At 60.8% G+C, this 13,425-nt stretch carries 15 protein-coding genes; 8 read left to right on the forward strand and 7 right to left on the reverse strand.

What is annotated here, in order from left to right; genetic code table 11:
* Positions 1-17: 17 nt before the first annotated feature.
* Positions 18-1,361 (reverse strand): DEAD/DEAH box helicase, encoded by a 1,344-nt coding sequence (locus D3879_RS12680; RefSeq protein WP_119954578.1) that lies wholly within the window; start codon positions 1,359-1,361, stop codon positions 18-20.
* 147 nt (positions 1,362-1,508) lie between these two features.
* Here D3879_RS12680 and D3879_RS12685 point away from each other — a divergent pair, with 147 nt between their 5' ends.
* From D3879_RS12685 to D3879_RS12695, 3 genes are read left to right on the forward strand one after another with little or no spacing between them, the layout of a single operon-like run.
* A complete protein-coding gene (locus D3879_RS12685) occupies positions 1,509-1,763 on the forward strand; it encodes a hypothetical protein (RefSeq protein ID WP_119954579.1) in 255 nt (84 codons plus the stop codon).
* Positions 1,764-1,782: 19 nt separating this feature from the next.
* Positions 1,783-2,328, forward strand: coding sequence for a dihydrofolate reductase family protein (locus D3879_RS12690; protein ID WP_119954580.1), 546 nt, complete (start codon positions 1,783-1,785; stop codon positions 2,326-2,328).
* On the forward strand, positions 2,325-2,765 hold the full coding sequence (locus D3879_RS12695; RefSeq protein WP_119954581.1) for an NUDIX hydrolase: 441 nt from the start codon (positions 2,325-2,327) through the stop codon (positions 2,763-2,765). The genes D3879_RS12690 and D3879_RS12695 overlap by 4 nt, the downstream gene beginning before the upstream one ends.
* Here the strand turns inward: D3879_RS12695 and rarD are convergent.
* The 4 genes from rarD to D3879_RS12715 all read right to left on the reverse strand — a co-directional run bounded on the left by rarD (position 2,706) and on the right by D3879_RS12715 (position 5,513).
* Complete coding sequence (rarD, locus tag D3879_RS12700) at positions 2,706-3,602, reverse strand: EamA family transporter RarD (RefSeq protein ID WP_119954582.1); 897 nt, start codon at positions 3,600-3,602, stop codon at positions 2,706-2,708. The two genes, D3879_RS12695 and rarD, sit on opposite strands and share 60 nt — an antisense overlap.
* A 387-nt stretch (positions 3,603-3,989) precedes the next feature.
* Entirely contained in the window at positions 3,990-4,589 is a 600-nt protein-coding gene (locus tag D3879_RS12705) for an FMN-dependent NADH-azoreductase (RefSeq protein ID WP_119954583.1), read from the reverse strand.
* 178 nt (positions 4,590-4,767) lie between these two features.
* On the reverse strand, positions 4,768-5,088 hold the full coding sequence (locus D3879_RS12710) for a 3-phosphoglycerate kinase (protein ID WP_119954584.1): 321 nt from the start codon (positions 5,086-5,088) through the stop codon (positions 4,768-4,770).
* Between the two features lie 104 nt (positions 5,089-5,192).
* On the reverse strand, positions 5,193-5,513 hold the full coding sequence (locus D3879_RS12715) for a 3-phosphoglycerate kinase (protein WP_119954585.1): 321 nt from the start codon (positions 5,511-5,513) through the stop codon (positions 5,193-5,195).
* Positions 5,514-5,895: 382 nt separating this feature from the next.
* On the opposite strand from D3879_RS12715, the gene D3879_RS12720 reads away from it, so the two are divergent.
* From D3879_RS12720 to D3879_RS12740, 5 genes are all read left to right on the forward strand, one after another.
* Positions 5,896-6,822 carry a LysR family transcriptional regulator gene (locus D3879_RS12720; RefSeq protein ID WP_119954586.1) on the forward strand — a complete coding sequence of 309 codons (927 nt, stop codon included), beginning with the start codon at positions 5,896-5,898 and terminating at the stop codon, positions 6,820-6,822.
* An 86-nt stretch (positions 6,823-6,908) separates the two neighbouring features.
* A complete protein-coding gene (locus D3879_RS12725; protein WP_119954587.1) occupies positions 6,909-7,724 on the forward strand; it encodes an alpha/beta fold hydrolase in 816 nt (271 codons plus the stop codon).
* A 2-nt stretch (positions 7,725-7,726) separates the two neighbouring features.
* The gene (locus tag D3879_RS12730) at positions 7,727-8,293 is read left to right on the forward strand and encodes a peptidylprolyl isomerase (RefSeq protein ID WP_119954588.1); all 567 of its coding nucleotides are present in this window, start codon (positions 7,727-7,729) and stop codon (positions 8,291-8,293) included.
* An 84-nt stretch (positions 8,294-8,377) separates the two neighbouring features.
* The gene (locus D3879_RS12735; RefSeq protein WP_119954589.1) at positions 8,378-10,210 is read left to right on the forward strand and encodes an ABC transporter ATP-binding protein; all 1,833 of its coding nucleotides are present in this window, start codon (positions 8,378-8,380) and stop codon (positions 10,208-10,210) included.
* 209 nt (positions 10,211-10,419) lie between these two features.
* Complete coding sequence (locus D3879_RS12740; protein ID WP_119954590.1) at positions 10,420-10,698, forward strand: DUF2790 domain-containing protein; 279 nt, start codon at positions 10,420-10,422, stop codon at positions 10,696-10,698.
* Here D3879_RS12740 and D3879_RS12745 read toward each other — a convergent pair whose 3' ends face one another.
* Both D3879_RS12745 and D3879_RS12750 read right to left on the reverse strand, forming a co-directional pair.
* Complete coding sequence (locus D3879_RS12745; RefSeq protein ID WP_119954591.1) at positions 10,699-11,823, reverse strand: GNAT family N-acetyltransferase; 1,125 nt, start codon at positions 11,821-11,823, stop codon at positions 10,699-10,701.
* Positions 11,824-11,911: 88 nt separating this feature from the next.
* Entirely contained in the window at positions 11,912-13,264 is a 1,353-nt protein-coding gene (locus tag D3879_RS12750; protein ID WP_119954592.1) for an OprO/OprP family phosphate-selective porin, read from the reverse strand.
* Between the last annotated feature and the right edge of the window lie 161 nt (positions 13,265-13,425).

Raw genomic sequence — 13,425 nt, forward strand, 5'->3', positions numbered from 1 at the left:
ACCCACCCTACAAACGCTTATTCGGCCGCTGGCTCGGTCGGTTTCTTGCGTTTGAGCGGCGCGAGACCATCGCGGCTGACCAGGGCCGGCGCATCGCTTTTCGGCCGGTTGGCGGTTTTGCGTTTGGTCGCGGTCTTGGCCGGAGCTTTCTTCTCGGTTTTCTTGTCGGTCTTCTTCTTTTTCACACCGACAGCTTTACCAGAGGCTTTGACCTTTTTCGGCCCCTGGTAAGTGCCTTTCAACTCCTTGATGGTGCGTCGCTCGAAGCTTTGCTTCAGGTAGCGCTCGATGCTCGACATCAGGTTCCAGTCGCCGTGGCAGATCAGCGAAACCGCCAAGCCTTCTCCACCGGCACGCCCGGTACGGCCAATGCGATGCACATATTCGTCGCCACTGCGCGGCATGTCGAAGTTGATTACCAGATCCAGACCGTCCACATCCAGGCCGCGGGCAGCCACATCGGTGGCCACCAGAATTTTCACGCCGCCCTGCTTCAAGCGGTCGATGGCCAGCTTGCGGTCTTTCTGGTCTTTCTCACCGTGCAGTACGAAGACCTTGTGATCGGTCGCGACCAAGCGGCCATACAGGCGGTCGGCCTGCACGCGAGTGTTGGTGAAGATGATCGCCTTCTGGTAGGTCTCGTTGGCCAGTAGCCAGTGCACCAGCTGCTCTTTGTGCTGGTTGTGGTCGGCGGTGATGATTTGCTGGCGGGTGCCTTCGTTCAGCTGGCTAACGCTGTTGAGTTGCAGGTGCTGCGGCTCACGCAGCACCGAGGCGACCATTTCCCGCAGCCCGGCACCGCCACTGGTGGCAGAGAACAGCATGGTCTGGTGCGCGCCTTTGCACTCACCGGCCAGGCGTTGCACGTCCTCGGCAAAACCCATGTCGAGCATGCGGTCGGCTTCGTCGAGCACCAGCACTTCGACGTTCTTGAGATCGAGGTTACCGGCGTTCAATTGTTCGAGCAGACGCCCCGGTGTACCGATCAACACGTCCGGCACCTTACGCAGCATCGCGGCTTGCACCTTGAAGTCTTCACCGCCGGTGATCAGCCCGGACTTGATGAAAGTGAACTGCGAGAAACGCTCGACTTCTTTGAGGGTTTGCTGCGCCAGCTCACGAGTCGGTAGCAGGATTACCGCACGAATCACCACCCGCGGCTTGGCGTCGCCCATTAGCCGGTTCAGCATCGGCAGCACAAAGGCCGCGGTCTTGCCGCTGCCGGTTTGCGCCGTCACCCGTAGATCACGCCCTTCCAGCGCCGGCGGAATAGCCGCCGTTTGCACCGGCGTCGGCTCGACAAATTTCAGCTCGGCCACGGCTTTAAGCAGGCGTTCGTGCAGGGCGAATTGGGAAAACACGGGGGTTACCTCGGCGAAAATCAGTAAACAGTTGTATAGCGTAACGGTTGTCGCCACGGAAAACTCGCAGTCTGTGCATTTTGCCGCGGATTCGTCCGCGGCAAGCGGGGTAAGCTTGCCGCCATTTTCACCACAGGGGCCGCCTGTATGAATGCACTTATTGAGCACCCTGGGGTCCGCGTCGAACAACTGCCGCCACTGCTGCAATGCGCTAGCCAGGGCACTATCCGCCTATCCGGACCGGTCATCGAGGGGCGCGGCCGTGGCTTGGCGTGGCTACTCGATAGGCTGCTGGATATGCCGGAAGCAGGTACTGCGGAGCCTTTGGTCGGCTCCTGCGGCAATCTCGACTTGCACGACAGTGCCGAACTTGTCGCCAGCGCTCCACTCCAAAAGGCATAACACACACTTGGAAGTGGACATGACTGCCTCACTTATCTACTACGTCGCCGCCAGTCTGGACGGCTATATCGCGCGCCCGGACGGCAGCGTTGACTGGCTCAAACAGATCGAGGCCGCCGGTGACGATCATGGCTACAGCGGCTTTTACCAAAGCATCGACGGCCTGTTGATGGGCCGCGGCACCTACGAGACGGTGCAAGCCTTCGAGGGAGGCTGGCCTTACCCTGGCAAGCCGTGCACGGTACTGACCCGCGCCGACCTGCCGCGTGCGGCGCCCGAGGTGAGTATCAGCCACAGCACCCCGACCGAGGCCATCGCCGAGCTGGCTGCCGCCGGCTGCAAGCGCATCTGGCTGGTCGGTGGCGGCTCACTGGCCGCCAGCTGTTTTAGCGTCGGGTTGCTCGATGAACTCGTGGTCAGCGTGATTCCGTACTTACTCGGCGCGGGCATCCCGCTGTTCTCCACGGGCCTGGAACGCAACCTGAAGCTGCATGAACAACGCAGCTTCAGCACCGGTGTCGTGCAATTGCATTACCAGGTGCAGCCGGAAGGCGAACTCGCATGAGCGTGTTACAGATCGCCGCGGCCTGCCTGCTGGATCAGCACGGCCGACTGCTGCTGGTGCGCAAACGTGGCACGCTGGCCTTTATGTTGCCGGGCGGCAAACGCGAGACAGGAGAGTCGGCCTTGGCCGCAGTGCAGAGGGAGTTATGGGAAGAGTTGCAGCTGCAGCTAAATGACGCCGACCTCACGCCGCTGGGTCGTTTCCACGCGGTCGCGGCCAATGAGGTCGATACCTGGGTGGATGCGGAAGTCTTTATCGCCGAGTTACCGCATACGGTGCATGCCGCCGCCGAGCTGGAAGAACTGGCCTGGCTGGAGCGCGACCGTCCCTACCCGGCCAACCTTGCCCCGCTGCTGCGCGACCATGTACTGCCAGCCTTACAGCCCCTGGCGCGCCTGCTTGCGCAGGACGTGCACACTGTCCCAACCGGTCAGTAATATCGCCAGCCAGATCGGCGCATAGGTCCAGATCTGAGCCGGGTCGAAGGCTTCGCCGAGAAACAGCACCGCCACGGCAAACAGCAACACCGGCTCGACATAACTGAGAATACCGAACACGCCCAGCGGCAGTAGCCGGCTGGCGGCCATCATGGCGGCAAACGCCAAGGTTCCAAGCAAGCCCACGCCTGGGAGTAGCCACCAGAGTTGCGGGCTCAGGCTGAACAGCTCCGCCGGGCTATAAGTGACGATCAACCATACCGCCAGTGGCGCCAGCATCAGCATCTCCAGGATGAAACCGGACAGCGCGTCCAAACGCATCCAGCGGCGCAGCATGAAATACGGCGGATAGCCAAGCGCGGCGAGCAAAGTCACCCATGAGAACGCCCGCGTCAGCCACAGCTCATGGGCCACCCCAAGCAGCGCGAACGCCACCGCAATACCTTGCAGCGGGCTCAGGCGTTCGCTATAGAACAAGCGGCCGGCCAGCACCATCACCAGCGGTAAGAGGAAGTAGCCGAGCGACACCTCCAGCATCCGTCCCACCAGCGGAGCCCAAAGAAACAAGCCCCACTGCAAGCCAATCAACACCGCCGCCAATGGCAAGGCGGCCAACAACAATGGCTCGTTACGCAGACGCTGGAACACCGCCCCCAACACAGCCCATTGGCGCGCCACGGCTACCAATAGCAGCACAGCAGGAATCGACCAGAGCACGCGCTGGGCGAACACCTGGATACCATCCAGCGGTGCCAATTCGCGCACATACCCCGGCATCAGGGCGAACAACACCGAAGCCGTTAACGACAACGCCACGCCGCGACCGGACAACCTCATGGCCGCCCCCCCTGCACTATCTTCGAAAAACCCAACAGCACCATGGCTAGCCTCGCAAAACAGCCGGCGACCTTAACCCGAACGTGGCGGTTTAAATAGCCTGGACGATGCAATGGATAATGAGCAAAGCGTGCCAGCACCACCGGCACCACCCAATAACCGCCATAAAAAAGCCCGGACGACCAAGGGGAATAGTCGACCGGGCTAGTACGCCCAGGAGCAACGGGCGTGAAGAGAGAACTGGTTTAGCGCTTAAAGCACCGCGGCTTGAGTCCTCAGCCACCTCTTGATACTGCCTGGCGCCTGGGCTCCCGCTTGGGTGGGAGCGAGGCAAAGCGGTGGTTTACGAGCCTTCTATCTTTAGTCCAGTAGCAAATCCGCTGGAGATCAAGCCACTTGAGCCAGTTGTGCCTTGGCCTGGTTCAGGCCCTTTTCCAAAAATTCACCACCGAGGTTCAGGCCTTCGGCATGAATAAATCTGACCTCATGAATCCCGATAAAACCCAGGGCCTGGCGCAGGTAGGGTTCCTGGTGATCCATGCTGCTGCCGGCGTAGATACCGCCCCGCGCAGTCAACACATAGGCGCGCTTGCCAGTAAGCAGGCCTTGCGGGCCGGTATCGGTGTATTTGAAGGTCACCCCGGCACGTAGCACGTGATCCAGCCAGGACTTCAAGGTGCTAGGAATCGCAAAGTTGTACATGGGCGCCGCCAGTACCAGCACATCGGCCGCCAGCAACTCATCGGTGAGCGTATTGGAGCGCGCCAGCGCGGCTTTTTCCGCGTCCGTTTGCTGTTCCGCCGGCGTCATCCAGCCGCCCAGCAGGTTGATATCCAGGTGCGGCACCTGCTCTACAGCCAGGTCACGTACAGTCACCTGGTCGGTTGGATGAGCCGCTTGCCACTGCACGATGAATTCATCGGTCAGCTGGCGGGAAATCGAACCTTGCTGGCGGGCGCTGCTTTCAATCACGAGAACCTTGGACATGCTGGCGAACTCCATCGAATGGCTGGTGTGTTTCGATGGAACGCAGATTACCCACGTCAATATCGATAAAAAAGCGCAAAAAACCGCTCAGAACAATCAATCAATTTGATTTATCCGGGTAGCCGTTTCAGCCTTCGATCAAAATCAGCGCAGCGCAGCGCAGCGCTCGTGCTGGGCGTTACTTCGGGTTGCAGGTCACCTTGATCCGCAGCCTGATGACCTTGCTCTTGAAACTGCTGGTCAGCAGTGCACTCTGGCCCGGTTCGAGGTCGGCCTTACGGGTACGCGGCGACTCGGGGCCATTGCGGAACACCACCTGGCACTCGGCCGCAGCCTTCCCATAGTTGTTGAGCTGGATGCCGGCCATGTTGAAGTCGATGGCTTGCGAGCTGGCCGACACTTCGGCGCCGTTCAGTTGCTTCTCCACTTCGATGGGAAAGGTGGCGGCCAGGGCGCTCAGCGGCAACAGAGCGAATACGGCACAGCGGATCTTTTGCATTGGGCAGGACTCCAGTAACGGGGGCTCAGCATAGGGCAAGAATCGGCGCCGACGAAAGCTTGCCCCTTGCCCCTGGGGTTAACAGACTGTCGACGCTCGGCCACCTAAACCGGAACGCAGGTCAACTCGATGCGCATCCGGATGATTTCGCTCTTGAAATTGCCCGCCAGCGTCGCCTGTTCCCCAGGCTCGAGGATGACCTTGCGCACCCGCGGATATTCCGGACCGTTGTTGAACACCACCTTGCAGGCCGCCGCCGTCTTGCCTTTGTTATGCAGTGACATGACACCCATATTGAACAAGAGCGGGGTGGTCTCGTAAGCCACGTCGGTACCGTCCATGTGCGGCGTGACGTCGATGGGAAAGAAGGTGGCCAGCGCGGTCACCGGCACTAACAGCGCCACGGCACAAATAAGTCTGTTCATGATCGACCTCCGACACGGCATCTGGTCCAGCGTCCATCACGGCTGGAAGGCCCCTGACGATCCCATTTTACGCCGCTCGCACCAGCCTGGAAGGTATTGGGCATACGGCCGACGCCAGGCCCCCCAGCCCAAAAACATCGAGATAAGTGCACCAAGACTGACAAAAACAAATCAATAGATTTGTTTTTTAGATATAAGCGCCCTACGATCTGAACCGGGCTGCAACGCGCCTACCCGTGGGACCTCCAGGCCGAGGCGGGCCCTCTGCCGTTTGCGCCGCCGGAGTCGCCGCCCAAGGCGTGAGTGGGGCTGCAAGCCGACTCCCAGGGTTTGTTTGCTTCGACCACGCATCACTACAGGCCCCCGACATGAGGAACTGGCGATGAAAGCGCCCCGCGTGACCCTGGATCAATGGCGCACCCTACAGGCAGTGGTCGATCACGGCGGTTTCGCCCAGGCCGCCGAAGCGCTGCACCGTTCGCAATCATCGGTGAGCTACACCGTGGCGCGAATGCAGGAGCAACTCGGCGTGCCGCTGTTGCGCATCGACGGCCGCAAAGCTGTGCTGACCGAGGCCGGTGGCGTACTGCTGCGCCGCTCGCGGCAACTGGTCAAGCAAGCCAGCCAATTGGAAGACCTGGCTCACCACATGGAGCAAGGCTGGGAAGCCGAAGTCCGCGTGGTGGTCGACGCCGCCTACCCGAATGCCCGTCTGGTACGCGCGCTGACCGCTTTTATGCCGCAGAGCCGTGGCTGTCGCGTGCGCCTGCGCGAAGAGGTGCTCTCCGGCGTCGAGGAAGTGCTCAAGGAAGGCATCGCCGACCTGGCCATCAGTGGCTTCAATATTTCCGGCTACCTGGGTATGGAGATGAGCTCGGTCGAGTTTGTCGCGGTCGCTCATCCAGAGCATCCGCTGCACCGCCTGCAACGCGAGATCAACTTTCAGGATCTGGAATCCCAACTGCAGGTGGTAATTCGAGACTCCGGCCGGCAGCAGCCGCGCGACGTCGGTTGGCTCGGCGCAGAACAGCGCTGGACCGTCGGCAGCCTGGTCACCGCCGCCACTTTCGTCAGCAGCGGTCTGGGCTTCGCCTGGCTGCCGCGCCACCTGATCGAGCGCGAACTCAAGGAGGGTTCACTCAAGGCCTTGCCGCTGGATCAGGGCGGTACGCGTAATCCGACCTTCTTTCTGTACTCGAACAAAGACAAACCGCTCGGCCCGGCCACGCAGATCCTTGTCGAGCTGATTAAAAACTTCGATGCTGCGCCGCTGGATGCGGCCTTTGCAGCACCGCAAGCGCGTACCTGAGCGACAGCGAGACCCTGCCGGCACTCTCCGGATGCCTGGCCACCCTCAGCCAATGGCAGAATTGAACCCATTTACCTGGAGTGTGCATGTCCTACTTCGATAACGATGGTTGCCAGCTGCATTACGAGGAGTACGGCCACGGCGCCCCGCTGCTGCTAGTGCATGGCCTGGGCTCCAGCACCCAGGACTGGGAATATCAGATCCCGCAACTCAGCGCCCACTACCGGGTGATCGCCCTCGACGTGCGCGGCCACGGCCGCTCGGCCAAACCGCGCGAGGCTTATAGCATTGCCGGCTTTGCCGAAGACGTCGCCGCGCTGGTCGAGCACCTCAAGCTCGGCTCGGTGCATCTGGTCGGCATTTCCATGGGTGGGATGATCGGCTTTCAGTTGGGCGTCGATTACCCGCACTTGCTGAAAAGCCTGACCATCGTCAACAGCGGCCCGGAGGTGAAGGCAAAAAGCCCGAGCGACGTGCTGATGATCGCCCAACGCTGGACGCTGTCACGCCTGCTGAGCCTGGAGACCATCGGCAAAAACCTGGGCAAGTTACTCTTCCCCAAACCTGAACAAGTCGAGCTGCGTTTGAAGATCGAACGACGCTGGCCACTGAACGACAAACGCGCCTATCTCGCCAGTCTTGATGCCATTATCGGCTGGGGCGTACGGGAACGACTCGCGCGCATCACCTGTCCTACCTTGGTGGTGAGCGCCGATCACGACTACACCCCGGTGGCGCTGAAACAGGCGTACGTGCAAGAGCTGCCTAACGCACGCCTGGTGGTTATCGACGATTCGCGCCACGCCACGCCAATGGATCAACCTGAACGGTTTAACTCCACCCTGCTCGACTTTCTCGCTGAAGTCGAACAACACAGTCCGCCCTCTAAGAAGGCCCGCTAAAAATGCTGAAGAAACTTGTCCTTGTCGCCTGTTCCCTGTTGTTCGCCAGCAGCCTGCTGGCCGCAGAAAAACCCACCGCAAAGCCCCATGTCCTGCTGACTACCAGCCTGGGTGAGATTGAGATCGAGCTGGAGGCCGACAAGGCACCGATCAGCGTGCAGAACTTCCTCTCCTATGTGGACAGCGGCTTCTACGACAACACCGTGTTCCACCGGGTGATCCCCGGCTTCATGGTGCAAGGCGGCGGCTTCGATGCGGACATGCAGCAGCGCAATACCCAGGCCCCGATCAAGAACGAAGCCAATAATGGCCTGCACAACGTGCGCGGCACCCTGGCCATGGCACGCACCCAAGTCGTCGACTCTGCTACTAGCCAGTTCTTTATCAACCACAAGGACAACGCCTTCCTCGACAATGGCTCGCGCGATTTTGGTTACGCGGTATTCGCCAAGGTCATACGTGGCATGGACGTGGTCGACAAAATCGCCCAAGTCCCGACGGGCAACATCGCCGGCTTCCAGAACGTCCCGCGCACTCCGGTGCTGATTCTGTCCGCCAAACGTTTGTAAGAGCCTGTTCATGATCTAGTCGAGTAGGCTGGGTAGAGCGCAGCGAAACCCAGCCTACGATCTATCCAGCGCCTGTGAGCCGCCATGCTTTATCGCCGTTTCGAGCAGTTGATTGCGGTTTTTCGCCCGAGCCCCGCTGGGGCCCCGCCAACCAGTGTCTGGCCGTTCTACCTGCACTTCTTGCGGCAGGTCTGGCCGAGCTTCGCCGCGCTCCTGGCGGTTGGGTTGATCGTTGCGCTGATCGAAGTGGCCCTGTTCAGCTTTCTCGGGCGCATCGTCGATCTGGCCCAGAGCACGCCGCACAGCGAGTTCTTCACCCTGCACGGCACTGAACTGCTGTGGATGGCTGTCGTCGCACTGATTCTCCGCCCACTGTTCAACGGCTTGCATGACCTGCTGGTACATCAGACGATCAACCCCAGCCTGACCAACCTGATCCGCTGGCAGAACCACAGCTATGTGCTGAAACAAAGCCTCGGTTTCTTCCAGAACGACTTCGCCGGGCGCATCGCGCAACGCATCATGCAGACCGGTAACGCCCTGCGCGAGTCGGCGGTGCAGGCGGTGGACTCGCTCTGGCATGTGCTGATCTATGCGGTCAGCAGCCTGGTGCTGTTCGCCGAGGCCGACTGGCGACTGATGCTGCCGCTGCTGCTGTGGATCGTCGGCTACCTCATTGCCCTGGGCTACTTCGTGCCGAGGGTCAAACAGCGTTCGGTGGTGGCCTCGGAAGCCCGCTCGAAACTGATGGGTCGGATCGTCGACGGCTACACCAACATCGCCACCCTCAAGCTGTTTGCGCATACCCACTATGAGCAAGGCTACGCCCGTGAGGCGCTGCAGGAACAAACCGAAAAAACCCAGCTGGCCGGCCGCGTGGTCACCTCCATGGATGTACTGATCACCAGCTTGAACGGCGTACTGATCGCCAGCACCACCGGCCTCGCCCTCTGGCTGTGGAGCCAGGAGCTGATCTCGGTCGGCGCCATTGCACTGGCTACCGGTCTGGTAATCCGCATCAACAATATGTCTGGCTGGATCATGTGGGTGGTCAATGGCATCTTCGAGAACATCGGCACTGTGCAGGACGGCATGCAGACCATCGCCCAGCCACGCACCGTGACTGACCGCGAGAACGCCCCGGCGCTGCAGGTGCAACGCGGCGAAGTACGCCTAGAGCAGATCGATTTCCACTACGGCAAAGGCAGCGGGGTGATCGACGGGTTGAACCTGTGGATCAAGGCGGGCGAGAAGATTGGCCTGATCGGCCCGTCCGGCGCCGGCAAGTCGACCCTGGTCTATCTGCTGCTGCGCCTGTATGACCTGGAAAGCGGACGCATTCTGATCGACGGCCAGAATATCGCCGAAGTCGCCCAGGAAAGCCTGCGCGAGCAAATCGGCATGGTCACCCAGGACACTTCGCTGCTGCATCGCTCGATCCGCGACAATTTGCTGTATGGCAAACCCGACGCCAGCGATGCGGAACTCTGGGAAGCGGCGCGCAAAGCACGCGCCGACGAATTCATTCCACTGCTCTCGGATGCCCAGGGCCGCACAGGCTTTGACGCCCACGTGGGCGAGCGCGGGGTGAAACTCTCCGGCGGCCAGCGCCAACGCATCGCCATCGCTCGCGTACTGCTGAAGGATGCACCGATCTTGATCCTCGACGAAGCCACCTCGGCGCTGGACTCGGAGGTCGAAGCGGCGATCCAGGAAAGCCTGGACACCCTGATGCAAGGCAAGACGGTGATTGCCATCGCCCACCGCCTGTCGACCATCGCACGGATGGATCGCCTGGTAGTGTTGGACAAAGGGCAGATCGCCGAGAGCGGCACCCATGCCGAGCTGATCGCCCACGGTGGCCTGTATGCGCGCCTATGGCAGCACCAGACCGGCGGGTTCGTCGGGGTAGAGTGAGCCAGCAGCCCTCGTTAAACCATCGCACCCAGTTCTGCCCGCCAATTTCAAGACATGTGACGAACGGTCGCACCCCCTCAACCACGGGCAATTGCCGGCGCCTGGCCGCCCGCTGAAAGGCACCTCCGGCCGGGGCCGAATGAACTAACCGGCTCTCGTGGGTCAGATGAAGTCCTTAGCAAGCGAAACCCAACAGAGGAAAAAGCCTTATGAAAATGGCCTCGGTTGTCAGCGCCGTGATCTCCAGTCTAGCGCCCAGCGTATTCGCCCAGGACGGCGTGCAAACTCCCGGCGCGGGCATCTCCGCCGTGGACTACCACTACGGGATGGAAATCGATGTACAGAAGGTGCTGCACCGCACCGACACCTCCGACAAAACAGGCGCTGTGCCGGTGACCCTGGTCTATGAAGACAGCGAGGGCGAGGTGCACAAGATCCGTTTCCTCGAATGGGGCGGTAGTACCGCCAGCACCACCAGCATTGCCTGATCAGTCCTGGCGATAGGGGAGCAGGTCGCGCGCTTCCTCGGCGTAAGCCCGCACCCCGACGCGTTCCTGCTCGAGAAAATCCGCCACCGCCGCGCGCAACCCAGGGTGTGTGAGGTAATGCCAGGAGCGCGTGAGCACCGGCTCGAAACCGCGAATCAGCTTGTGTTCGCCCTGCGCGCCAGCGTCGAAACGTTGTAGACCCTGGCTGATCGCATAGTCCATGCCTTGGTAGAAACAGGTCTCGAAATGCAGCCGGTCGAACTCCGCCAGACACCCCCAATAGCGCCCGTACAGGCTGTCGCCAGCGAGCAAACTGAAGGCCATCGCCACCGGGCGTGAGCCCTGACGCGCCAATACCACGCGGATCGCCGTAGGCATCCGCTCGGCCAGCAGGCTAAAGAATGTACGCGTCAGGTAAGGCATCTGCCCGCGTATGGCGTAGGTGTTGGCATAGCAGGCGTAGACGAAATCCCACTCGGCCTCGCTCAGTTGCTGGCCCAGCCGCCAGTCGAAGTCGATGCCCTGCCCCGCCACTTGGTCGCGCTCTTTACGGATTTGTTTGCGCTTGCGCGAGGCCAACGCAGCGAGGAAATCCTGAAAATCCCGGTAACCATGGTTGCGCCAGTGGTACTGACAGCCCAGCCGCTCCAACCAGCCCTCACGTCCGCTCAGCAGCGCATCCGCCAGATCATCGGTGAAGTTAATATGTAGCCCGGACAGGCCTTGCGCCGCCAAACCTTGGCTGAGTTGGTCGAGCAACTGACCCGCCGCCTCGGGATAGCCGAGCAGGCGCGGGCCAGTGACCGGTGAAAACGGCACGCCGCAGAGCAGCTTCGGGTAATAGGCGATGCCGGCGCGCTGACAGGCATCCGCCCAGCCATGGTCGAACACGTATTCCCCATAGGAGTGGGCTTTGACATAGGCCGGCAGCGCGGCCAGCAACTGGCCTTGGGCATCGACCCATAAACGATGGGATGGCGTCCAGCCAGTGCGCCCACCGACACTGCCACTGTCTTCCAGCGCAGAGAGAAAAGCGTGGCTAAGGAACGGTTGCGCACTCGGCACCAGGGCGTCCCAGGCGGAGGCGTCCAGATCGGCAAGGCGTTGCAGAATCAAATTCGACATCCGCGCAGTCTGGCCTGTGCCGCAGACGAAAAAAAGCCCCGCACTAGGCGGGGCTTAAATAAGGAGCGGAGCAGTTGGTTACTTGAACTTAGAACACGTACTGAGCGCGGACTACGAAGCCGTCGCCGTCGTCGTCACCCGCGCGGTTGGTGATCTTGTCGGTTTTGGCCTTGGTGTACATGCCGCTGATCTTGACTGCTTCGTTGGCGTACCAGTTGACGCCCAGGTTATGCACCTTGGCTTCGGTATCGTCAGCTTCACGCAGGAAGGTGCTGGTAGGCGTGTTGACCGCAGTGACTGCCACATCGTTGTCGGCGGAGATGCTGTCGTAGCGGTAGTAGACTTCCCAGGCGCCAATTTCCTTATTGGCCGGCTTGATGGAGTCGAACTTGCCCATCTTGTAGCCACGAGCCTCGCCGGTGAGGGTGTAGGCGGCCTGCACGTAGAAGCCATCGGCTTCCAGGTCCGTCTGGGGACCAGCGGAGTCGGTTTCGCGCTTCATCCACTCACCCTGCAGGGAGAAGGGGCCGGTAGCGAAGGCCGCTTCCAGGCCCCAGGCGGTATCGTCGTCCCAGAACTTGTTGGCGGCGTTGGTGCCGGCGAACACGGCACGGTTGCCCAGGTTGCCGGCGGAGTTGCCGCCGTTGGTATCCACACCGCGCATGCCCAGACGAGAACGGTAGCGCACGTCGGCACCCGCCACATCGTCCAGCCCGCGCTGGGCGAAGTTCACGCCGAAGTGCAGCACCTTGCCGGCTTCAGCCATGGGAGCGAACACGCCACGGGCGTTGAACTGCTTGACGCTATCGCCCTCGTCGTCGTTGGCATCCTTGCTGGATACGCTGCTGGAGACGTAGGCGTAATTGCTGATCAGCGCCTGCACCTGCAGACCCAGGCCGTCCTGGTGGCTGTTGGTCCAGTCGATCACTTCGTTGAAGGCGTTACGCTCGAGGGCGGTGACCCACTTGGAGCTGGTGGCCTTTTCCAGGCCGAAATCGGGGTCGAAACGACCAGCGCGCAAGGTAATCGGAGCGAAGCCGGTGTAGCTGAAGGAGGCCTCGTCGAAGTTGCCGCTGTTCGCGGCACCGTTGCTGTTGCCCGAGTTTTCCGAGAAGTCATAGGCAACGGTGTAGGCCCAGTCGGTATAGGCGATACCGGAGAGTTCAAGGTAGGCACGACGGAAATACGCGGCATCCCCCGTGTCACCATTGCGGGTGTAGAAACCATCGAAGCGGCCGTAGTCAGCCTGGATGCGACCACCCAGCTTGAAGCTGAAGGATTTGTCAGTAGTGGCGACTTCCAGGCCACCTTTAGTTTTGACAACGATGTCAGCGCCGTCAGTGGTTACGGTGCCGGCGAAAGCCTGGGCGGAAATGGCCAGGGCCAGGGTGCTGGCGGCAACACCGGCCCCCATCCCAAAGAATGAGTGCTTACGGATCATCGAAGAATTCCCCTTTTGGTCTTTAAAAAACACCCGAGCATCTGGCCCGTTTGTGTTGGGAGGGAATCTTGGCGACGGGTTATTTCAGCGCAGTTGCTTTTATATAAATGTTTTATGACAAAGGAACTTTTTTACTTCCAATAAGAATAAGAGAGAAACCG

Origin of the sequence: Pseudomonas cavernicola (assembly GCF_003596405.1) — a bacterium.
GTDB lineage: Bacteria > Pseudomonadota > Gammaproteobacteria > Pseudomonadales > Pseudomonadaceae > Aquipseudomonas > Aquipseudomonas cavernicola.